Source organism: Limnohabitans simekii (SeqCode) (assembly GCF_965234735.1).
GTDB classification, from domain to species: Bacteria; Pseudomonadota; Gammaproteobacteria; order Burkholderiales; family Burkholderiaceae_C; genus Limnohabitans; species Limnohabitans simekii.
On record NZ_OZ248542.1, the window covers coordinates 370,061 to 391,334 of the forward strand.

Consider the following 21,274-nt stretch of genomic DNA (forward strand, 5'->3'; position numbering starts at 1 on the left):
TTTGAAATCCTTAAAACTTTATACGTTTGGTCTCAATGAATCAGTAAATTTTTCCCGTTCCATGACCTCTTTGGTTAGAGCGATATGACCTCGCGAAGCTGTTAAATCTTTCAATTGTTTTGAAAGCCTATCGTTCTTTAGCTGCTCCTTCTTACAAAGTCTAATTGCCTCATTTTTCTCATGCATAAGCCCATGCAGTCGAACCCCCAATTGAGCATTAAGGTAGTTGAGGCGTTTGACCTCTTCATGCGCGGTAGATAAAGCGTCATCAGACTCTAACAACTTGTACATCAACTCTTGGTCAGCCTGAAATGCAAGTTCGTTAGCCTTTAGCTCTTCCTCATCAGGGACTGCATCAAGACATAAATTCTCAGGTGAGTTTGGGTGATGTGCCCCATTTTGTTCATGTTCAAATTCATTAGTCGTAGTAATCGGATTAGTAACTTCATAATTGATTCTCTTCAACGCAGAGCGATCTCTTGCTTCCTGCTGCCTTTTTTTTGCTTCTGGATCGCGGAGACTTTGGATAAAAGGAGCTGACAAGCCGCAAAATTTGGACATTTGGTAATTGCTCCAACCTTGAAATGCTGGGTGCTCAAGTACTTTTAATCCAATTGCTCGTTTAGTTATGAGGCTGCGCCGCACTCCGTGAGTTCCATTTGCCGCCAATGCTAAAAGTTGAGCATCAGCTTGTGATCCTGAAATGAAACTGACATTCATATACAAATACCCAAGTTGCTTGAATGCTGCTAGTCGGTGAAAGCCATCTGTTAACCAATAGAACTCTCCATCGAATACAGCTTCAATCGGAGGAAATTCGGCACTGTCCTTCATTGCATCCAAGTACTCCTGTACAACCACATTGTCAATACTCGTGCGGTACTGAGTGCCTCCATCAGTTCGTATTAAATTTATTGCAATCTCCTCAACTTTACGAGGTGATTTGTTGATTTCTTCAATCGAAGCCATTCCACTTTCCTTTCAAATGTTGTTTCACCATAGGTATATGAATCAAGGGACTCAATGACCCTTGTTTCCAGCCACCCAACCGACCCATAAGGCCCCGCTGGATCAGTTCTTAGGGCACACGGCGGAAAATGTCACTTGATCAATCAACCCTTCAAAACCGTGGTCGACCATGTATCCAAGCCATCCCTCGTCACGATATGGCTTGATTTCAAACTGTTGACCCAACCCCTTGGTTGTTCGAGCCATTTCATTCAAGATTAGATTGAATGATTTGTGAGACATGTCAGGAGGCTTTTGAAGGGCCAAATGAGCGTGGGGATGATTCCCGTATGGCCCATTGCCCAAAAAAGCAACTGAAGCGATCCTGAAGCCTTTGCGCTTTTGTCCGTGTTTGTAGATCCGTCGATTGATTCGGTTAAGAAAGAGGCGGCATCGACGGGCAACTTCTGGCTTGCTGATTCCATGGACGCTTTTTGGGCGTTGCATGGTCAGTGTGACAGCATGAGTCCAGTTAGCTAATCCAGAAAGCCATCTTAATTTTTGAGAGCGCTGTTTGAAACTTGATGAGGGTTCGAAAACCGGGCATTGCAAATTTTCCAGATGGTGGTGGATGGTGCTCGGTACATTCATTTCTGAGACCTTGAGGCTTCAGCTTCAGCAAGCCACACATCAATCTCAATACACTTCCAAGCCAATATTGAATTACCAAGTTTGACTGGTTTTGGGAACGCCCCCTTCTTCACCAACCGCCAAATCGTTGATGTTGAAAATGGGAGGTAACCGGGTTTTCCGGGCTTGGTTGCGAGTTGGTTTAGACGGATGTAATGTTGCATGTGAAATCACCACTGAGCAGAAAGAATCAGTACTCTGCCAGTGAATAAATTCAACGACGAAAAATTACACCCCAACCTGTAAAAAAACCCTGTAATAAATCCTATTCGAATTAATTTACTTTCTAAAAGTTCATCTTTCGTTGGAGTCCAGTGCTTTGTAATATTGGACACGCAGAGCTTCACTTTGATTCGGTATGCCGCCAAGAAGCAAAAGCCATGGCTCCTTATTCGCAAGTATTTTGCAAGCGTAGTTGACTCCGTGTGATGGGTCAGTGGGGATAACGATTTGATCGACTGACTTCCGCAGAAGGATTCTGTTTTGCTTTGTCCATTTCATTTTTCTTCCGACTGATTTGGGTTCTGGATAGTGCAATTGTGCAAGTTTGAGCGAAAGGTAAAACCACATGTTTGGCTCGTCATCAAGTCCAAATGCGTGCGCCAAAGCTCTGAGCTTTAATTTTTCTAACTCTCTACGAGCGAACTGTTCAGTTGAATATTCGAGCGCAGTGTTTGCCAGTGCAGTGCTGATCGGCTCTCTACTGAATTGAATTTGCGATTTACCATTTTCATCGCGGTTCATATCAATCAAATCTGTCATAACTGCTTCCTTCTGATGCTCGTCACATTTCCAGTGCTGTCGCGGTTTGCAATATTCAAATACGTTGCCCATTCATTCATCAATTGCCGTCGCTTTTCCAAAAGGTCAGTCCTTTCATAAGCTTTTTTAACGGAATCACTGACTGTGTGACCAGAGGCGATCTTTCGCATGTCATCAGGATAATTCGTGAGATCAGCCGCCCAGTCCCGGAATGTGCTTCTAAAACCATGCGGCACAGCAACAACTGGTAATTCACCTCGTTGAAGCATTCCTCGCATAAGTTGGCTCAGAGCCATATCTGAAAGTGATTTGCCAGTTGGACTTGCAAAAACAATATTTGTTCCAACCATTAATGGTAGCGACTTCAAAAGCTTTATCGCCTGTTGTTGGAGCGGAACCCTGTGTTCTTGTCGTGCCTTAGTGTGTTCAGCTGGAATAACCCAAAGCTTCCTATCCAGATCGAATTCAGACCATTCAGCCATCCTGACTGAACCCGAACGAACGGCAGTAAGTATCAAGAACTCCAGAGCTTTGGCACTAATACTATCGTTTTTGCGCAGATTGAGCATGAAATCCCCCATCATTACGTAAGGTACGGCAGGGTGGTGCTCAACCTTTTGCAGTCGCTTGGGGGAGGGTAGTTGTGTGTCGAGGTAACCTGTCCACTGTGCGGGGTTGTTTCCATTTCGATACTCATTGACTGTTGCGAAATCCAAAACGGTTTTGATGCGCCCCAGTAGTCTCTTCGCGGTTTCGGTTTTAACAAACCACATCTTTCCTGTCTGACCGTCTGCTGTAGTGGTTTCCTGTTCCAAAACGTTTTTCACGTCTCGCATGGCAATGTCTGAGACCAGCATATTTCCGATCAAAGGGTAAGCGTAGGCTTCAAGGGTGGCAGGCCACTGCTTTCGGTGTTTGTCGTTGGTGTAGTCACTGGCATGCGCTTCCATATAAGCGACGGCGCATTCGCGAAAGGTTTTGTTCTTTGAGGCCGCCAAAAGCAATGCACTGCGCTCTGCACGCTTTTTGGTCTTGAGATTCACCCCTTGTTTGGCCTCCACGACCAACTTCTTGGCATGCTCACGTGCTTCGGAAAGTGAAACCTGCGGGTATGGGCCAAGCCCAATGGGTTGACGCTGATCACCAACCTTGACACGCAAGATCCAAGATCTGGGAATTTGTGCGCCTTCCTTGGCAGGGTTACGCACCTGTAGCAGCAGTCCAGCTACGCCACCAACTGCGTGCCAACCAACTCGAGTAATGCGTCTGACTTGAAGATCGGTGAGAGGTTTGGCTATTTTCGGCATTTCATCCTACATACCAATAAATGTGACATTGAATGGTAGCAGTTGCCAATGATTGGAGCAAGCTTTTTAGGCTGAACCCTTGTGAATATTGGATTTATGACGGAAATTGGCCATGATTAAAATAATTTTATGGCGGCCTCTCTTTCCGCCAAGCAAAGTTTCTTCAAATCTTCAATCTTTCAACCGCAGCCGACAAGCTGTTGATCTGATTGACTTTTCCTCAGTCAGCCCCTGACCAGAGGTTGAAGAAAGTCCCGTCACATCGGGTCTTAAGCGCGATTGAGACGCTGTTCTGCTCAGAGCCCCCTACCGAGCGAGTTCGAAAAAAAGCCATTTGGAACGATCGATTACTCGATTTTTCTGTAACCCCCTTTTGCCGTACTGCCGAGAAAAAGTCAGGAGCTTTTGCTGGAAGAACAAGTCAGCGTGCCTGTACTTGTTCGGTTGATGAATTTGGCAACAGCCAGGCCGTATGCCTCTAAGAGCAAGGGCTTGACGTCCTCGAATGTGGTGGCGCTCGGGTTGAGGACAGCAACCCAGGACATCCAGCCATAAACCGGATGAGGAAACAATCGATCAAGCGACGCGAAATCGTGTCCCGTATCGACGACTCCTCCGGCATGAGGTCGGGATGGCTGCTGTCCAAATAAAGATCGATACGTCAACTTGGAAATACCGATGTTCAAGCGAAAAACTTCGGATCGATCCAGGTTGGACGCCCGGTCGTTTGGGCCATTTTTCTCCTTGATTGTTACAAAGTAGATACCTCGTAGGAGTTTTCGATGGGGGTTGTAAAAGAAGGAGGTCTCGCCCCAGGCCTTAACAATGTGAATATCAGCGAAGGCGCTCTCGATGTACTCGGTGATTGAAACAACATCCATAGGGTTTTCAAGCCATTTGCATGGTTATTTTGAGCAAGGAATCAAGTTGCACGATCATCTATAGCAAGATCAGTCGCCATCCGTCACTTCCACTGCGAGTGCATCGACGTGTCCCGGCTTGTGAACCGATCCAGGAGATCTTGGTGACGATAGGCCCATTGAGATAGGCCTTGCTGCACCGAATTGACATCTGACTGCGCAGCAGGATATGCCCCCAGTGCTGGCTGATCAGTCATACTTTCCGTGCGAAGCGGTGGATGACCAAGGTACAGCGAGCGACGTAAAAAGATCGTGCAAAGTTCCTTGGTAGCGGCTTTTATTCGAGCACTGGTCTCGGGTCCGCTGCGCGTGGTTCGGTCGGTGAATATGCTGTGACCACCTGTGTTGTACACCACCAGTGTTCTCTGAGATTGGGCCATGGCGTCAAAGATGGCGATCCGGTCTTCGACCGTACTTCGGTAGCCGGGCAGGTTGATGGTGTCCTCGAGACTGGTGATGTGCAGCGTTGGCAAGCTCACTGTGCCAAGCACCTGACGCGCAGGACCCTGTCCGATCAATGGCGGTGCCGAAATGAGGATGGCGGCCTTGATCCGTCTGTCCCTGAGGTCGGCCAAGTTTGGATTGCCGGTAGTCACCTGCGCGCCGGCAACCAGCATGGCCGTGTTCGCCCCATAGGAGTGACCGGCAACTGCGATGCTTGAGGTATTGAACAACGGACCCTGATCGAAGGAGAGGATATGGTTCAGGACAAAACGCAAATCCAGTACCCTGGCCAGTGCTTCGGACTCGTGCGCCGCTGCCTGTAGGCGTTGTAGAAGTTCAAACGGGTTACCTCGCCACACACTGTTGTCACTGCCGACATGTTGCGGATGCAGGCTGGCCATGCCGGCATTGGACCAATGGCGGGCGAGGTAGCTGTAGCCCATGCGCGAGCCGCCCAGGCCGTGCGAGAAGACGATCAAAGGAACCGGGTGTTCAGGTCTGGCCTGTTGGGGGAGGTAAAGGCGTGAGGGGACGGGCCTTTGTCTAACGGTGTCAAACAGTTCCAGGTCCAGGATGCGATGACCCTGTGCAGGAGATGCCATTGCCCCAACTGCAGGAGTTGTTGCTGCGAGGCCGACTGCACCGGTCGCAAAACCCAGAGAACGGGTGAGGAATTCGCGGCGTTTCATGGGATCTTATTTTCGGCTGCACGCCTGGCCAGCCAAGGTCGGATCCACATGAGCAGGCCCGCACCGGCCACCGTTGGAAACACGCCCCACTGAATGATGGCTACAAATGTTGCATGCTCCCGCAAGGGGCTGGCATACACGAAGGCACCCAGGACAGGCGTGGTTGCCAGATGCAAATTGCGAAGCAGGCGATGAGACAGTTTCATGGCAAACACCTGGTAAATTGATTCATCCCTGTAAGCGGATTGGATAGGCGGCGAGATGAGGAAAGTGAGATCAAGTCAAGCTGGACTTCACGGGTACTGGCCGCAGCATGCGCTTGGAGATTGCAGCGACCATCGTCCGGGGTGCAAGACGGTTGCCCAAAATCATGAGTCTGTTGGTCGTGCCAACGACGTGCGTCAAACCGCCACGAACCATCAGATCAACGCCTGCTTGCGCAACTTTACGAGGATCGGTACGACCCTCTAGGCGAAAAAAATGACCCCTATCGATTTGCTGAGGGTCAACGTTATTGAAAAAAGCCGTATCGGTAGGCCCAGGAGCAAGGCAGCTCACACTGACGCCGAAGTCTTCCATTTCTTTCGCAAGCGCCTCGGAAAAATTCAGAACGAATGCCTTCGATGCGCCGTAGGCCGCAAAATAGGGTGTTGGCTGGAAAGCCGCCGTTGAGGCGACGTTCAGAATGCGGCCTGCTCTTCGCTGTTTCATTTTTGCGCCGAATATTTGGCAAAGCTCGGCAACCGTCACCACATTCAGTTGTAGCATTTGCCTGAGTTTTTCGGGTTCAAGATTGACATGCTCATCTAGAAGGCCAAACCCGGCGTTGTTGATCAGGATATCGATCTGAAACTGCTGTGAATCGCAGTATCCAACCAAGTGATTTGCAGCTCGTGGCAAGCTGAGATCAAGCGCATGAACAACAATGTCTGCGCCAGTTTTTTGCCTAAGTTCAGTGGCGATTTCTTCCAACCTATCGTTACTTCGACTGACCATTATCAGGCGATATTTTTGTGCAGCGAGTATTCGTGCCATTTCTAGACCGATGCCGCTACTAGCGCCGGTCAGCAAGATAGTCTTTGGATGTTTCATATGCACTCTCAAAAAGTTGGTTAGGCTGAACAATTTTGAAATTTGTTTTTCTATGCATCGATGTTTCTATATACAAACAACATTTTTTCGACCTGGTTTATTTTTTGAAATTTAGTATCTGAGGTTTACTTGTAGTGTTTTGCTCTCATTTGCACCAAATGTAAAAATCGATTCATTCCACTTTGGTTCTGAAAGGGCGTATGTTTTATTGTTCGAGACACCATACCCTTCGCTCGGGACACCAACAAAGTTCTTATCAAGTTTTCCGTTGCCGTTCTCGTCGTGCACGATGGCTATCGCATAGGTACCAGGCTCAACATTTGAAAAGCTGCAGCTGGTATTTGGACCTGTAATCGGTACGCGAAGAGTCACAATACCTTCGCCATCTGGAAAGTCTGCGGCTTTGGTGAATAGGCGGCAGTTGAGCGTGCCTCGAGTATTTTTAAATCCTGAGACCTCGATTAGAACGTTCGACGGGGACTCAGAAAACGCCGGAGGGGCATAGAAAGCCACTACAAGCGCAATCGAGGAAAGACGGGAAAAATCATTTAGGTAGTCACGGCAAGTTCGGCGCATCGTTTATCTCCTATGTAACGATCAAGTTGTTCAGTCGGCTTTTTATCTTTGCGCTGTCAAGTTTAACGGGATTATTTGACACTGTCAACATTGATCTTGACGTTGTCAGCATTTAGGGTTATCTTTCAAACTATGAAGACAACAAACCATCCCGCCGAAGAGCATTCTTACCATCATGGCAACCTCTTTTCGGCGCTGCTCGATTCAGCCGAACAAGAGTTGATTGAGCGCGGCATTGAAGGTTTTTCGCTGCGTGGCGTCGCCAAACGAGTAAACGTTAGCCACGCAGCGCCAGCGCATCACTTCGGCGATGCGAACGGGCTTCTGACTGCATTGGCCGCAAGAGGGTTTGAGCGATTTATTCAGCGCCAGCGGGATTTCCGACGGCGTGCACCTGCAGATCCGCGTGCTCAGTTAGAAGCGTCAGGGGTGGGGTATGTTGTTTTTGCCCTGGAAAATCCGGCGATATTTCGATTAATGTTTTCCTCTGATCGTCCCGACTTTAACGACTCTAATCTTCAGCAAGTTGCCGAGTCCGCTTTCGAGGGGTTGGTCAAACATGTCAGGGCCGTCACCGAAGATAAAAGTTCGCCCAAACAAGATAGCGCCATGATGCTCGACGTTGCTGCTGCGTGGGCTGCTGCGCACGGGTTGGCGGATTTATTAGTAGCGGGTCGACTTGATGAGCTTAGGTCGATTGCACCTAGAACCCGAGACAGACGAATAGCAGCCATTATTGGTCGCGCTATTTCTTTTTTACCCAATCGGAGGTAGTCCATGATTTTTTACGATCTCACTGCAGGAATGCACCCCCGGCGCGTGCGCATCTTCATGGCTGAAAAAGGTATTTCGATCGAGCGACGCGAAGTTGATGCCGCCGGCGGCGCTAATGCACAGCCGGATTTCCTGCGGCTCAACCCCCTGGGCAAGTTGCCCGTACTCGAGCTAGATGACGGCAGCGGCATTGCCGAGTCCCTGGCGATTTGTCGTTATTTGGAGGCATTGCACCCGCAGCCATCGCTGATGGGGCGAACACCTCAGACCGCAGCCCACACCGAGATGTGGACGCTGCGCATGGACCATGAGTTGTCACAGCCCATCGCGCTGGCATTTTTGCACAGCAGTGACTTTTACCGCGGGCGCGTCGAGCAGGTGCCCGAAGTCGCCACTTGGGCGCGTGGCCGGGCCTTGCAAACCATGGCTTGGCTCGATAGGGAACTGGCCGAGCGCAGCCACATCGCCGGCGACGACTACAGCATGGCCGACATCGTCGCCCAGTGCGCCTGCGTGCTGGGCAAGGCGGTGGGTTTGCGAATCCCGTCAGAAAGGACACACCTGTCGCGCTGGTTTGCGCAGGTCTCGGCCCGACCCACGGCCCGGGCATGAGGCCTTGGCGAAGGAGAACGCCATGTCTGGACACGGAGTCTGTTGTGTGATCGGCGCCGGTGACGCCACAGGTTCCGCGGTGGCCCGGCGCTTCGCCAGGGAGGGCTACACCGTGTGCGTGGCGCGGCGCACAGAGGCGGGCCCTGAGGGCATCTTGAACCCGGGCCATATCGCAGAGGCCTACTGGTGGTTGCACAGCCAGCCCCGTGACGCCTGGACTTTCGAACTCGACCTGCGTCCATCGATTGAAAGGTGGTAGTGGCCATGTCGCGAATAGCGGTGTTCGGTGCTACGGGTCTCACGGGTGGACTGGTCGTCAAGCATGCGCTCGATCAGGGACACCAGGTCGTCGCCCTGGTGCGCGACCCTGGAAGGATGACGTTCAAACATCCGAATCTGCTTGTGATGAATGGAAGCCCTACATCTTTGGTCGACGTCGAGCGCTGTGTGCAGGGTACCGATGCCATTGGCATTGCAAAAACACCTGATGCCCTGAATTTGCCAGGGTTTGATTTTCATGGACTGCAAGGCAAACCAAAACGGTACAGCGTGCATGTCAATGGGCCTTGGTGCATTACCTTTGAGTGGCAAGGCGAGAACGCTTTCAAACTTGATTTAGAGAATTACCATTAGGAGCGAATGATGCGTCAACGTGCACCGACCCACCCCGGGGCCATCCTCCGTGAAGATGTGTTGCCCAACTTGCCCGGCATGTCTGTCAGTTCCTTCGCAAGAAAGTTGGGCGTTTCACGCCAAACTTTGCATGCCGTTTTGGCAGAGCGCAGTGGTGTTTCCGTCGAAATGGCCTTGCGCTTGGGCGTCCTTCTGGGCAACGGCGCTCAGCTTTGGCTGGACATGCAAACACAATATGACCTCTGGCACGCGCAAGCCAAGTTGAAAGCTGAATTGGGGCAAATGAAGAGACTAGAGAAGCTGGTCATGGCGTGAATCAGGGCTTGGTGAGGTGCCGACGCGAAAAGAGCAAGGGGATGCCGAACATCAGCCCAGTTGCTGTATTGAGCAGCACATTACCCCAGACACCATGAGCGATTGAAAACGCCGTGTCGATGACGAACCAACCAGCCAATGGCATCGCAATCATGTTCCAAGCCTGCAGCCGACCCTCGAGGAACGGACCCCTGGCCAGCATGATGATGCAGATCATCCAGCCAGCCATCACGGCACCGATGATGCCGTTGGCAAACCAGATGTAGCCCTGCACCGGGTGAGGCACTTCAACTGGGCTGGAAAACTGGTTGTAATAAACCAGATTGAAGATGGATTCCCCAAGGTTGGGTGCAACCAGCAAGGTCAAACTCAGGACGATGACGACTGTTGCCGCACCTTGGATGAGGCGTGACCAGAGAAGCAGCGCCGGGTCGCTTGTTGTCTCAATGTGCTCAACGGTCATGACGCCTCCTTCACTTCATAGCGAGTCACCTTTGCCACGGCCGACATTGTGACCAATTCAGGCATGTCTCGCCAATGCATCATCGCCTGCGCCTCGTCTGGCGTGGCACCCAGCCACGCATCAAATTGCGCGGTGGCCAACACCAATGGCGTGCGTTTTTCGTCGCCCGGTTTGTGAAACTGTTTCATCACCGGGTGTGTATCCGCATTCACCGTCAGCATGGAAAAGCTCGTCACCAACTCGCCAGATGCAGGGTCGGTCCAGGTGTCCCAAAGGCTGGCGATGCCAAAGGGTTCTTGCGAGGCCACAGCAATTTGCCAACGTTGTGCTTTGCCACTGCCATAGTGCGGCTCGAAAAAGTTGTCTAGCAGCACGATGCCATAACGGCGTTGCCGCCACGGTGTGCGGTAGCTGGGTTTGCTGGCCACAGTTTCTGCACGGGCGTTGTAGGTGTGGCGGCTGATCTTGTCGTCTTTGGCCCAAGCGGGCATCAAGCCAAAGCGGGCCAGGCCGCAAGCCACCCGCCCCGCGCTGTGGCTCTTGACCACCAGCGGTGCGACGTAGCCAGGGTAGGCCTCGGGCGGGTAGGGTGCTGTTGGCAAATCCACCTTCAAGTGCTCTTTCACCCAAGGCTTGTTGCGCGTGGCGGTGAAGTTGGTGCACATGGTGCGCAGGACTTTAGGTCAAGGTCACGGTTGACTTCAATCAATCAGCCCGCGAACCTGGCTTGTGCTTGCCAAACAAACCTTCTGTGTGCTCATTGATGAGTTCATAAGCGCCGAAGTAAAGACTGGAATCCGGATTGTTGGCGCAGTAGTTGTCCATCCATGCATAAACTTGTTGGAGTGACATGCCATCTTTGAAGTTCCAGAATGGAATTTGTCGTCCTGCGCTGAGACCATCCAACAAGCCGATCAAGTGGCTCTCTGCCAATTTGGCCCCCTTGTCTTTTTTGCCCATTGTCCATGTCACGCAAGTGATATCGGAGGCCACCATCACGGGTTCAGCTTGACTCCATCCAGGAAAGCTGATGGCCCAACATAAAAAAAAGATGGATGAATGTTTTTGCATTTTCTTGGTCAGTGAAGTTGATTCAGAGGGTAGAGGGTACAGGCGGTGGGGTGGATGGACCACTCAAGATCAATCCACCACCGTTTGGGCCGATCTGCCCAAGGTCCAAACAGCCCCCAAGCCCAGCGAAGTGCCCTGGTCTTTCAGGTGCAAGGGGCTGCTGCTGTTGCGGCCTTGGCCGGCCCAATCGGTGCGGGTGAAAGCAAACATTCGCAGGTCTTTGTTGAATTGATGGGACAAGGTGAGTTGAACGCGGGGTGTGATCAAACCCGCCTTGGCGTCATAGGCACTTCGGGCAGGCGTTGCAAAGGCCGACGGTACGCCATACAGGTACTGGTTGAATCGTTGATCGCCATAAAAAGCACCGACACTGCCAGAGAAACCCCAGCCACTGCCCAGATGACGATGGTCATAGGTGAGCTTGGGTTCCAGGGCCAAGCCTCGGTAGTTCACACCACTTTCGATTTCAAAAACGCCACGCAAAGGCACTTCCAAACGCACCACCGAACCAGGGCTGGGTCGCGCCAAATTCAGCTTGACGCGCGGACCGAACTCGAACAAAAACCCCAGGGTCGGCATGCCTTCACGCACTTGTACATCGTCGCTCGAAGCGCGTAACGAGCCACCGAGCCCGATATCGAATTCAGCAAATTGATTTTTGGCAACACGAGCCCCCAATGTGCCGCCACCTGCACGCCAGACGGGGCCGCGGTAGATCAGCCAAGGCAAGGGCAGTACGCGACTGACGTCATCAGCAGCACCGGGGTAGGCCGGTCCGGTGAGTCCAAAAGCAGCAATGCCTGCCTCCCACAAATGCTTTTGCGGGCCCTCTAGATCAGCCTCAGATTGCGCATGACTCAGGGTCCATCCAGACGCACAAAAAGCGGCGAAAGATAACAAACAAACTTTTAGCAAACGCATGGAACTGTCTCATTCAAACTGTGGGTGCGCGATGACAAAAAATCAGCCAGATATCGCGGGTGCATCATAAGCTGTCCCTCTTTGACTGACGGCAATTCAGGGCTTCTTCATGCTGCGCGAGCGTTGTTGGCCGGTGTCTTGACTTGGCGCCTTGAAGCAGGGGGCATCAAGCAGCAAAGGGTTTACACCGTATTGACAGTGGATCTTCAAAAGCAGAACCTTCGTATCCCATTTGAGCCCATGGGGTTCATCGTCAAACAGACCCATCCTCTTTTCACAGAAAGGCACTTGTATGAGCAGTTCTCCATCTCAGCAAGCCTCTGCTTGGCTTACTTCGTTTGAAAAAGCCTTGGCCAGCGGCCAACCCGCCGAAGTCACATCGCTGTTTGAGGCCGATTGTTATTGGCGCGATTTGGTCTCGTTCACCTGGAACATTTGCACCCAAGAGGGTCATGCGGCTGTGGCTGACATGTTGTCCGCCTGCTTGAAAGATGTGAAGCCTTCGCACTTTGCATTGCAAGGCGAGGCCACCGAAGCCGATGGTGTGGTGGACGCTTGGTTCACGTTTGAAACGGGTGTGGCACGCGGCTTGGGCCATTTGCGCTTGAAAGGCGGCAAAGCCTGGACGCTGCTCACCACCATGACCGAGCTCAAAGGCTTTGAAGAGAAAAAGGGCAATCACCGTGTCAAAGGCGCCGAGCACGGTGCGCACAAGCACCGCCAAAGTTGGCTGGAGTTGCGCCAAGAAGAACAAGCCAGCTTGGGCTACACCGAACAACCGTATGTGTTGATCATCGGTGGCGGCCAAGGCGGCATCATGCTGGCCGCGCGTTTGCGCCGCCTCGGCGTGCCCACCATCGTGGTGGAAAAAAATGCACGCCCCGGCGACAGCTGGCGCAACCGTTACAAAACCCTGTGTTTGCACGACCCGGTCTGGTACGACCACTTGCCCTATTTGCCCTTCCCCGATGACTGGCCGGTGTTTGCGCCCAAAGACAAAATCGGCGACTGGCTAGAGATGTACACCAAGATCATGGAGATCAACTACTGGGGTTCCACCACAGCCAAAAAAGCCCACTTCAACGAGACCAAAGGCGAATGGGAAGTCGAGCTAGAACGCGAAGGCCGGGCCATCACCGTGCGGCCCAAGCAACTGGTGTTCGCACTGGGCGTGTCGGGCTACCCCAATGTGCCCAAAATCACGGGTGCCGAAACCTTCCAAGGCGACCAACACCATTCCAGCAAACACCCTGGCCCCGACAGTTGCAAGGGCAAGAAGGTGGTGGTGCTGGGCTCCAACAATTCGGCCCACGATATTTGCGCCGCGCTCTGGGAAAACGACATCGATGTCACCATGGTCCAACGCAGCAGCACCCACATCGCGCCCTCTGATGCATTGATGGAGTTGGCACTGGGCGGCTTGTACAGCGAAGAGGCGGTCAAGAGTGGCATCGACCACCACAAAGCCGATCTGGTGTTTGCCAGCGTGCCCTACAAAATCATGCACAGCTTCCACATTCCTGTTTACGCGGAAATGAAAAAGCGCGAAGCCAGTTTGTATGGTCGGCTTGAAAAGGCGGGCTTCATGCTTGACTTTGGTGACGACGATTCGGGCTTGTTCATGAAGTACTTGCGCCGAGGCTCGGGCTACTACATCGATGTGGGTGCCAGCGAGTTGGTGGCCAATGGCAGCATCAAGCTCAAAAGCCATAACAACATCGAACGCATCAACCCCAAGTCGGTCACACTCACCGATGGCACCGAGTTGCCTGCCGATGTCTTGGTGTATGCCACGGGCTATGGCTCGATGAACCACTGGTTGGCCGATTTGGTGTCACCCGAAGTGGCCGACAAAGTGGGCAAGGTTTGGGGCTTGGGGTCCAGCACCACCAAAGACCCAGGTCCTTGGGAAGGTGAGTTGCGCAACATGTGGAAACCCACCAACCAACAACAACTGTGGATTCACGGCGGCAACTTGCACCAAAGCCGCCATTACTCACAGTTTTTGTCTTTGCAACTCAAGGCGCGTTATGAAGGCTTGAAAACGCCTGTGTACGCACAAGCCAAGGTGCATCACGTGCGTTGATTGACAATGTCTCTCAAAGGCCTCTGTTCAAGCAGAGGCTTTTTTTATGGTTTGTCAGTGGGGTTGGTCTGCAAACGGCTGGCTTGGTAAGAGATATCAAACACCTTGGCCTTACCGATGTAGAACCGGTCCAGACGCCAATCTTTCAGCACTTCCATGGCCAAATCAAAGTCTTTGGCATTCAAGGCGTAGAGCGTTTGCATCGGGAAAGCTTGCTCGGTTTCCAACGACAAAATCAGTTTGGCAAAGGTCTGTCCAACTTCAGATTTTGGATCGGCTTCGATGATTTTTTTGACTTGCTTGATGGAGCGCATAGGAATCTTTGATGAACGATTGGGTTGGTTATTGTCGTTGTTTACCCACCAAAACATTGTGACAGATCAATGTCAGTTGCATGACTTCAAAGCAATTCGGGGGACTGAACTGTCAACAAACTGACTTGTGGAATGCCTTCTTTCAGCTTATAGCGAAGCCACCAAACTGACCCCTTTTTGATCATCATTTCGTGCGCAGGAAGCCCCAACAAATGGCTGACCAACTGGCCAATCAAGGGTTGGTGGGACACCATCACGATGGTGGCTTTGGCCGTGGGCCATTGGGCCAATTCCAAGGCGTGCTCCACCGTGCCTTGGGGTGCAATCTCGTCGCGCAATTTGAATTTACGCCCTAAAGGCAAGACAGTTTGCTGGGTGCGCACCGTGGGGCTGCACAACACCTTGGCACCATCGGGCAACTGCCGCTCAAGCCATTGCGCCATGCGCGCGGCTTGGCGTTCACCGCGATGCGTGAGTGGGCGCTCGGCGTCGGTCAGACCCTCTTCAATAGGAATGGCTTCGGCATGACGCCACAAGATCAAGTCCATGTTCACATCCATCTGGCATTACATCCGCTTGACTTTGCCGCATTCATTTGACAATTAAATGACAGACAAAGCATTTTTTCATTGAAATTTCATGCGATTGACACTGAATTGAAACAAGCCCTTCCTAGCATCAGACAACTTTCAAAGAGGTGCTATGAATATTGCCGTGTTTGGAACTGGTTATGTAGGTTTGGTGCAAGGTGCCATTTTGGCAGACGCAGGACATCAAGTGGTCTGCGTTGATATTGATGAACATAAATTAGACCGGTTGCGCAAGGGCGACATTCCCATCTTTGAACCTGGCTTGGAGCCGATTGTGAAATCCAATCATGCTGAACAGCGTTTGGATTTCACTTCCGATGCGGCAAAAGCCATTGTGAACTCAGACTTTTTGTTCATTGCGGTAGGCACGCCACCCGATGAAGATGGCAGCGCAGACTTGAAGCATGTGTTGGCAGTGGCCAAAACCATTGCCACCCACATGCAGCGCTACTGCGTGATCGTCAACAAATCGACGGTGCCTGTGGGTACGGCCGATCAAGTCACCAAGGTGGTTCAGCAAACGTTGAAGGCCAGAGGCGTGAACATTGAATTTGACGTGGTGTCCAACCCCGAGTTTTTGAAAGAAGGCGCGGCTGTTGCCGATTGCCAGCGCCCAGACCGCATCGTCATTGGCACCAGCAGTACCCGCGCCGAAAAAATGCTGCGTGAACTCTACGAGCCGTTCAACCGCAACCACGAAAAAATCATCGTCATGGATGTGCGCAGTGCCGAGCTCACCAAGTACGCGGCCAACTGCATGCTGGCCACCAAAATCAGTTTCATGAATGAAATGGCCAACTTGGCCGAACGGGTGGGCGCAGACATTGAATCGGTGCGCTTAGGCATCGGCAGCGATCAACGCATTGGCTACCACTTTATTTATGCAGGTGCTGGTTATGGCGGCAGTTGCTTTCCCAAAGATGTCAGCGCCCTGGTGAAGACAGCACAGGGCATGGGCTTTGAGCCGCTTATCTTGCATGCCGTGGAAGCCCGCAACCAAGCGCAAAAGCATGTCATCTTCAACAAAGTCAAGGCCTACTTCAAAGGTGACTTGAAGGACAAAACCATTGCGCTGTGGGGATTGGCTTTCAAGCCCAATACCGATGACATGCGCGAAGCGCCCAGCCGGGTGTTGATGGAGGCTTTGTGGGCCGAAGGCGCCAAAGTGCAAGCCTATGACCCAGCAGCCATGGAAGAAGCTCAACACCTGTATGGCAACAAAGCAGTTTTGCTTCTGGCAGGCACCAAGGAGGCCGCATTGAACAACGCTGACGTGTTGGTCATCATGACCGAGTGGCGACAGTTCAAAGCACCCAATTTGGATGTCATCAAACAAGCCCTCAAGTCACCCGCCATCTTTGACGGGCGCAATTTGTTCGAGCCCGCCCGCATGAAAGAACGCGGCATCGACTACTTTGGCATCGGTCGCTGAGCTGCTGCGGCCCCAGCGTTTCTGGGGTCAGTATTTTTCTGGCACGTACATCTCTGCAGGCACGGGGTGGCGGCTGTAATCGGGGTTGCGCACCCGGGCTGGCAAGCTGATGTCCGCGTGGGGCACTTCCTCGTAGGGCATGAGTGACAGCAAGTGGTCGATGCAATTCAAGCGGGCCTTCTTCTTGTCCACGGCTTGCACGACCCACCAAGGGGCTTCGGGAATGTGGGTGCGCTCGATCATGGTTTCTTTGGCCCGTGTGTAGGCCTCCCAGCGACGGCGGCTTTCCAAGTCCATGGGACTGAGTTTCCATTGCTTTAAAGGGTCGTGAATACGCCCCAAGAAGCGGGCGTGCTGCTCGTCGTCCGTGATAGAAAACCAATACTTCACCAGCTTGATGCCACTGCGCACCAGCATCTTTTCAAATTCGGGCACGGTGCGGAAAAACTCTTCGTACTCGTCGTCATTGCAAAAACCCATGACGCGCTCGACACCCGCACGGTTGTACCAACTGCGGTCGAACAATACAATTTCACCCGCTGCTGGCAGGTGCGCGGTGTAGCGCTGGAAGTACCACTGGGTGCGTTCACGGTCGTTGGGTGCGGGCAGGGCGGCCACACGGCAAATACGCGGGTTCAAGCGCTGCGTGATGCGTTTGATGGCGCCCCCTTTGCCAGCGGCATCACGGCCTTCAAAAATAATCACCACCTTGGACTTGCTGGCCACCACCCAGTCTTGCAGCTTCACCAACTCGCCTTGTAATTTCAGCAAGGTTTTGAAGTACTGCAGCCGCTCTCCCTTGAGGGTTTGGACATCTTGGTCACTGCCGGGATCCAGATCGTCAAATTCCATTTCCAACTCTTCATCCAAGCTGTCAAGCATGTCCTCCCGGATGCGCAGCATCTGGGCTTGATCAATCACTTCGGATTTGTCGTTGGTGGGCATGGTGTTTTCCGATTCAAAGTGGAGCGTGTTCAGGCGCTGGCCATGGGAAAGCCCAAACTGAAGGACGCCGTGTGCTGATGCATGACCAAGTGAAAGACACCTTCTGTCCGTTCAACGATCATGCGCCAACTCAGGGCACGTGCGCTGGCGCACGCTTGAAGGGACACATGCTGCATCAGTTCTTTGTTGTTCAGCAGGGCCTGCACACCCATTTCAAAATCAACCTCAGAGTGCGTTCGAGCAAGCATGCCATTGACGCCACTTTGAATCAATTCACCAGCAGCGGCATGGTCAAACGCCACCACGGCCAAACCCGATGCCATGGCCTCCAGCGTGACATTGCCAAAAGTTTCAGTCTGACTGGCAAACGCAAAAATATCTGCACTGGCATAGTGCGATGCCAATGACGCGCCAGTTTGAAAGCCTGCAAAGATCACATCGGGGTGGGCTTTTTCCAAGCCGTCGCGCATCGGACCGTCACCAACCAACACCAGCTTGATGTCTTTGTGCTGTCGCTTGAGATTCTGATAAGTCTGAATGACCAGCTTGATATTCTTTTCAGGTGCCAAGCGTCCGACATACAACAAAACGCGCGTATCTTCATCTGCGCCCCATGCTTGCCGCAACGAAGCGCTGCGGTGCGACGGCGAGAAAGTCTCGGTGTCAACACCTCTGGGCACCACCGATAAATGCCTGAACCCGGCATGGCTGAGTTCATCTTGCAGCTGTGCGGTGGGCACCATGGTGGCTTGCGCAGCGTTGTGGAATTTTTTCAAATAAGCCATGATCGCGCCACTCAACCATCCAATGCCGTAGTGCTGACTGTAGGCATGGAAGTTGGTTCTAAAGTCGGTGCTGATGGGCAGTTTTAATTTCTTGGCTACTTGCAGTGCCGACCAACCCAAGGGGCCTTCGGTGGCAATGTGAACAATGTCGGGGCGTTGATGCGACCACAAACGGGTGAGTGCTCTTTTGGCAGGCAAGCCCATTCGCAATTGCTTGTAAAAAGGGATGGACAAACCCTTGACCAAAATCTCTCGGTACCGATCTTTGGTGATGGCGGTATCGTTGGCTTGCTGCCTGGGTCGAATCAACCACAAGACATGGCCATTTTGCTCAAGGCCTTCGACAATTTTGGAGAGGGTGTGGGCGACACCGTTGATATCCGGAGGATAGGTTTCTGTCACTACCGCAATGTTCATGTGCGGTCGATGGGTGCCAATCCGCTCTACTTGAATATCAGCATCTTTATTCATGCCATGACTATGAACTGCAATTGCAACAGTTTCATGACAATTTGAATGTCATGAAATTTTCATGTGAAAACGTGACATTTCAGTGGCACCTTTCACTCACAGGAGATTTCATGCGTCAACTTTTGCAGACCCTTCAAACGCAACGCTGGGACGACCACCGCTATTACCACCACAGCCGCGTCAACCAAGCCTTGCATTTGATCAGTGCCATTTCCTTTTTGGTGGCCTATGTTTACTTGTTCATCGATCCCGTGGTGTCGGCCTTGATTGCATGGTTGATTTCGATGACCACTCGCCAGATTGGCCACTTTTTCTTCGAACCCAAAGGCTTTGACGAAGTAAACCAAGCCACCCACGAGTACAAGGAAGAAATCAAGGTCGGCTACAACTTGAACCGCAAAATCGTTTTGCTCAGCATCTGCGCGGCCATCCCCGTGGTGGCCTATTGGATGCCGCAGTATTTGGCTTGGGCTGTGCCAGAGGCTTACGAAGACACACCGGTTCGCATGACCGCCATGGCTTGGTTGTTTTTAGGTGTCGCTGGTTTGTTGTTTCGCGTGTTGCAACTTTGGAAGCAAGAAAGCTTGACGGCTGGTTTGGCATGGGCGTTCAAAATCATCACCGACCCGTTCCATGACATCAAGCTTTACTACAAGTCACCTTTGCATTTGATGCGTGGTGAATGGATCGATCCCATGGACCACGTTGGTCATCAGCATTAAGCCCACCGCAGCCGCAACATTTCTTTCAGCACTTGCCGACGGATGTTGCGGTTGTTTTGATGTTCTGGGGTCCACCACCAACCATCTTCTTGCATGCGCTGCGCGGCTTTGATGAAGCGTTGGGTGAACAGCTCAAAGGTGGTGTCATCAAATTCAAAATTGAAAATCATGCGGCCCGACCCCACCCAACTGAGTGCAATGCCTTGTTCCCGCAAATAGTATTGAAGCATCCAGTTATAGCGGCTGGGCACATCAAACAGCACCGACCACACGGTTTCCATGCCAGCCACATGCACAGGCAACTGAGCAGTCTGCAAGGCGGCATTCAGACTGTCTTTGCGCGATTGCCAAACCACAGTGGCTTGCTTGTATTGGGCTCTCACCTCGGGTGTTTGCAAACGGTGCAAAAACACATTCATGGTTGCCATCACATACGGGTGTGCATTGAAAGTGCCTCGCGCAAAACAAATATCCCCTGGCTTGTCTTCGCTAAACCGCTTCATCCATTGGGTCTTGCCACACACCACACCCACCGGCAAACCGCCGCCCAAGGTTTTGCCGTAAGTCACCATGTCGGCGCGGACGTCAAAGTATTCTTGCGCGCCGCCCGGTGCCAAGCGAAAGCCCAGAAACACCTCGTCCAAAATCAAGGCGATGCCTTTCTCGGTGCAGACCTCGCGCAGTTGGGCCAACCACGTTTTGTAAGCGGCTTTGTCGTAGTGCACTTGTCGTCCACCATCGACCAAGGTCGAGTCGGTGGGCGCGGCCTTGTTCACATGCATGGCTTGCAAAGGATTGACCAACACGCAGGCAATGTCTGTGCGGTTGCGCAGCACGCGCAAGGTGTTGGGGTGCATTTCATTCAATGTCAGGGTGTCGGAAGAAGGTGGCATCGGGTTGCCCGGCCCCGGCTGCACGTCATCCCACCAACCGTGATAAGCGCCAGTGAAGCGCACAATTTTGCGTTTCTTGCTGTGGTATCTGGCCAAGCGCACGGCTTGCATCACGGCCTCGGTGCCCGACATGTGAAACGACACCTCGTCTTGACCGGAAATGGCGCAAAGTTGCTGCACGTTGTCCAGCACGCAGGGGTGGTAAGAGCCCAAGACGGGCCCGAGTTTGGCGGCCCTGTCGGCTCCTTCTTGGATGCAGCTTTTGTAAAAGTCCATGCCAAACAAATTCACGCCATACGAGCCTGTGACGTCGATGAACTGGTTGCCGTCCAAATCGGTCAACCACACGCCCTGGCTTTCTCGCCAAAAGCTACCTGTCTTGATGTGCTGCGCCAACACGCTGCGAAATTGAAACGGCACACGGTATTGGCTGATCAATTGCAAGTCCGACACCATGGGCTTGGTGGCGTCTGTTTGCGCCAAGGTTTGCGGGCTGCGCGACTGCAACTGTGCGCCCAGATTTTGCAAGGCATGGCGTCTTTGCATGGCCACCGATGCAGGGGCACCATCAATGTCAAACCATTGGTCGCGGTTGTAGCTGTAGCCCGGGATCCACTTGGCCACGCGTTTGGCCATGCGCAAATGGCCGCCGAGCGAAGGGTGCTTGGCCAACGACAGCTGCAAGCGTTGGGTGACTTTCATCAGCAAGTTGATACCGACCAAGGCGGCAAGCCCCCAGGTGCCCACAACCAAAAGCGTTTCAAAACCGTCCATGTTGGTGACCTCTTTTTCGAAAACTCCTTTGTATGACGCCAGGAT

General features: G+C 52.4%; 26 protein-coding genes and 1 pseudogene. 8 read left to right on the forward strand and 19 right to left on the reverse strand.

What is annotated here, in order from left to right; translation table 11 throughout:
* Positions 1-18: 18 nt before the first annotated feature.
* From AC8GFP_RS08350 to AC8GFP_RS08395, 10 genes are all read right to left on the reverse strand, one after another.
* Positions 19-969, reverse strand: a complete 951-nt coding sequence (locus tag AC8GFP_RS08350) for a ParB N-terminal domain-containing protein (protein WP_506612136.1) — start codon at positions 967-969, stop codon at positions 19-21.
* A gap of 102 nt (positions 970-1,071) precedes the next feature.
* Positions 1,072-1,599 carry a hypothetical protein gene (locus AC8GFP_RS08355; RefSeq protein ID WP_506612138.1) on the reverse strand — a complete coding sequence of 176 codons (528 nt, stop codon included), beginning with the start codon at positions 1,597-1,599 and terminating at the stop codon, positions 1,072-1,074.
* On the reverse strand, positions 1,596-1,802 hold the full coding sequence (locus tag AC8GFP_RS08360; protein WP_506612140.1) for a helix-turn-helix transcriptional regulator: 207 nt from the start codon (positions 1,800-1,802) through the stop codon (positions 1,596-1,598). Before AC8GFP_RS08360 ends, AC8GFP_RS08355 begins: the two co-directional genes overlap by 4 nt.
* A 130-nt stretch (positions 1,803-1,932) precedes the next feature.
* The gene (locus AC8GFP_RS08365) at positions 1,933-2,400 is read right to left on the reverse strand and encodes a hypothetical protein (protein ID WP_506612142.1); all 468 of its coding nucleotides are present in this window, start codon (positions 2,398-2,400) and stop codon (positions 1,933-1,935) included.
* A complete protein-coding gene (locus tag AC8GFP_RS08370) occupies positions 2,397-3,707 on the reverse strand; it encodes a tyrosine-type recombinase/integrase (protein WP_506612144.1) in 1,311 nt (436 codons plus the stop codon). Before AC8GFP_RS08370 ends, AC8GFP_RS08365 begins: the two co-directional genes overlap by 4 nt.
* 395 nt (positions 3,708-4,102) lie before the next feature.
* Positions 4,103-4,588 (reverse strand): DUF6194 family protein, encoded by a 486-nt coding sequence (locus AC8GFP_RS08375; protein ID WP_506612146.1) that lies wholly within the window; start codon positions 4,586-4,588, stop codon positions 4,103-4,105.
* A gap of 83 nt (positions 4,589-4,671) precedes the next feature.
* Entirely contained in the window at positions 4,672-5,760 is a 1,089-nt protein-coding gene (locus AC8GFP_RS08380) for an alpha/beta hydrolase family protein (RefSeq protein ID WP_506612148.1), read from the reverse strand.
* Positions 5,757-5,966 carry a hypothetical protein gene (locus tag AC8GFP_RS08385; protein ID WP_506612150.1) on the reverse strand — a complete coding sequence of 70 codons (210 nt, stop codon included), beginning with the start codon at positions 5,964-5,966 and terminating at the stop codon, positions 5,757-5,759. Before AC8GFP_RS08385 ends, AC8GFP_RS08380 begins: the two co-directional genes overlap by 4 nt.
* A 70-nt stretch (positions 5,967-6,036) precedes the next feature.
* Positions 6,037-6,852, reverse strand: a complete 816-nt coding sequence (locus tag AC8GFP_RS08390; protein WP_506612152.1) for an SDR family NAD(P)-dependent oxidoreductase — start codon at positions 6,850-6,852, stop codon at positions 6,037-6,039.
* Positions 6,853-6,963: 111 nt separating this feature from the next.
* A complete protein-coding gene (locus AC8GFP_RS08395; protein ID WP_506612154.1) occupies positions 6,964-7,428 on the reverse strand; it encodes a DUF2141 domain-containing protein in 465 nt (154 codons plus the stop codon).
* 96 nt (positions 7,429-7,524) lie between these two features.
* Here AC8GFP_RS08395 and AC8GFP_RS08400 point away from each other — a divergent pair, with 96 nt between their 5' ends.
* The 5 genes and pseudogenes from AC8GFP_RS08400 to AC8GFP_RS08420 all read left to right on the forward strand — a co-directional run bounded on the left by AC8GFP_RS08400 (position 7,525) and on the right by AC8GFP_RS08420 (position 9,762).
* Positions 7,525-8,202: a TetR/AcrR family transcriptional regulator gene (locus tag AC8GFP_RS08400; protein WP_506612156.1), complete on the forward strand. Its 678-nt coding sequence runs from the start codon at positions 7,525-7,527 to the stop codon at positions 8,200-8,202.
* 3 nt (positions 8,203-8,205) lie between these two features.
* Entirely contained in the window at positions 8,206-8,814 is a 609-nt protein-coding gene (locus AC8GFP_RS08405) for a glutathione S-transferase family protein (protein ID WP_506612158.1), read from the forward strand.
* Between the two features lie 145 nt (positions 8,815-8,959).
* Positions 8,960-9,073 (forward strand): annotated as a pseudogene (locus AC8GFP_RS08410) (glucose 1-dehydrogenase); the annotation flags it as partial.
* Between the two features lie 5 nt (positions 9,074-9,078).
* A complete protein-coding gene (locus tag AC8GFP_RS08415; protein ID WP_506612160.1) occupies positions 9,079-9,447 on the forward strand; it encodes an NAD(P)H-binding protein in 369 nt (122 codons plus the stop codon).
* 9 nt (positions 9,448-9,456) lie between these two features.
* Positions 9,457-9,762, forward strand: a complete 306-nt coding sequence (locus AC8GFP_RS08420; RefSeq protein WP_506612162.1) for a HigA family addiction module antitoxin — start codon at positions 9,457-9,459, stop codon at positions 9,760-9,762.
* A gap of 1 nt (position 9,763) precedes the next feature.
* On the opposite strand, the gene AC8GFP_RS08425 is transcribed toward AC8GFP_RS08420, so the two are convergent.
* The 4 genes from AC8GFP_RS08425 to AC8GFP_RS08440 all read right to left on the reverse strand — a co-directional run bounded on the left by AC8GFP_RS08425 (position 9,764) and on the right by AC8GFP_RS08440 (position 12,217).
* Positions 9,764-10,225 (reverse strand): hypothetical protein, encoded by a 462-nt coding sequence (locus AC8GFP_RS08425; protein ID WP_506612164.1) that lies wholly within the window; start codon positions 10,223-10,225, stop codon positions 9,764-9,766.
* A complete protein-coding gene (locus tag AC8GFP_RS08430; protein ID WP_506612166.1) occupies positions 10,222-10,890 on the reverse strand; it encodes an SOS response-associated peptidase in 669 nt (222 codons plus the stop codon). Before AC8GFP_RS08430 ends, AC8GFP_RS08425 begins: the two co-directional genes overlap by 4 nt.
* A 40-nt stretch (positions 10,891-10,930) precedes the next feature.
* Positions 10,931-11,077, reverse strand: a complete 147-nt coding sequence (locus tag AC8GFP_RS08435) for a hypothetical protein (protein WP_506612168.1) — start codon at positions 11,075-11,077, stop codon at positions 10,931-10,933.
* 288 nt (positions 11,078-11,365) lie between these two features.
* On the reverse strand, positions 11,366-12,217 hold the full coding sequence (locus tag AC8GFP_RS08440; RefSeq protein ID WP_506612170.1) for a MipA/OmpV family protein: 852 nt from the start codon (positions 12,215-12,217) through the stop codon (positions 11,366-11,368).
* 292 nt (positions 12,218-12,509) lie between these two features.
* Between AC8GFP_RS08440 and AC8GFP_RS08445 the strand changes: the two genes are divergently transcribed.
* Positions 12,510-14,303: an NAD(P)/FAD-dependent oxidoreductase gene (locus tag AC8GFP_RS08445; protein ID WP_506612172.1), complete on the forward strand. Its 1,794-nt coding sequence runs from the start codon at positions 12,510-12,512 to the stop codon at positions 14,301-14,303.
* 44 nt (positions 14,304-14,347) lie between these two features.
* Here the strand turns inward: AC8GFP_RS08445 and AC8GFP_RS08450 are convergent, their stop codons facing one another.
* Positions 14,348-14,617, reverse strand: a complete 270-nt coding sequence (locus AC8GFP_RS08450; RefSeq protein ID WP_506612174.1) for a hypothetical protein — start codon at positions 14,615-14,617, stop codon at positions 14,348-14,350.
* An 86-nt stretch (positions 14,618-14,703) separates the two neighbouring features.
* Complete coding sequence (locus AC8GFP_RS08455; RefSeq protein ID WP_506612176.1) at positions 14,704-15,165, reverse strand: SixA phosphatase family protein; 462 nt, start codon at positions 15,163-15,165, stop codon at positions 14,704-14,706.
* A gap of 154 nt (positions 15,166-15,319) precedes the next feature.
* Between AC8GFP_RS08455 and AC8GFP_RS08460 the strand changes: the two genes are divergently transcribed.
* The gene (locus AC8GFP_RS08460; RefSeq protein WP_506612178.1) at positions 15,320-16,639 is read left to right on the forward strand and encodes a UDP-glucose dehydrogenase family protein; all 1,320 of its coding nucleotides are present in this window, start codon (positions 15,320-15,322) and stop codon (positions 16,637-16,639) included.
* A gap of 27 nt (positions 16,640-16,666) precedes the next feature.
* Here the strand turns inward: AC8GFP_RS08460 and ppk2 are convergent, their stop codons facing one another.
* Positions 16,667-17,584 carry a polyphosphate kinase 2 gene (gene ppk2 / locus AC8GFP_RS08465; RefSeq protein WP_506612180.1) on the reverse strand — a complete coding sequence of 306 codons (918 nt, stop codon included), beginning with the start codon at positions 17,582-17,584 and terminating at the stop codon, positions 16,667-16,669.
* 29 nt (positions 17,585-17,613) lie between these two features.
* Positions 17,614-18,840 (reverse strand): glycosyltransferase family 4 protein, encoded by a 1,227-nt coding sequence (locus AC8GFP_RS08470; RefSeq protein WP_506612182.1) that lies wholly within the window; start codon positions 18,838-18,840, stop codon positions 17,614-17,616.
* 110 nt (positions 18,841-18,950) lie between these two features.
* On the opposite strand from AC8GFP_RS08470, the gene AC8GFP_RS08475 reads away from it, so the two are divergent.
* A complete protein-coding gene (locus tag AC8GFP_RS08475) occupies positions 18,951-19,562 on the forward strand; it encodes a hypothetical protein (protein ID WP_506612184.1) in 612 nt (203 codons plus the stop codon).
* Here AC8GFP_RS08475 and AC8GFP_RS08480 read toward each other — a convergent pair.
* Positions 19,559-21,229: an aminotransferase class III-fold pyridoxal phosphate-dependent enzyme gene (locus tag AC8GFP_RS08480; protein ID WP_506612186.1), complete on the reverse strand. Its 1,671-nt coding sequence runs from the start codon at positions 21,227-21,229 to the stop codon at positions 19,559-19,561. The two genes, AC8GFP_RS08475 and AC8GFP_RS08480, sit on opposite strands and share 4 nt — an antisense overlap.
* Positions 21,230-21,274: the final 45 nt, after the last annotated feature.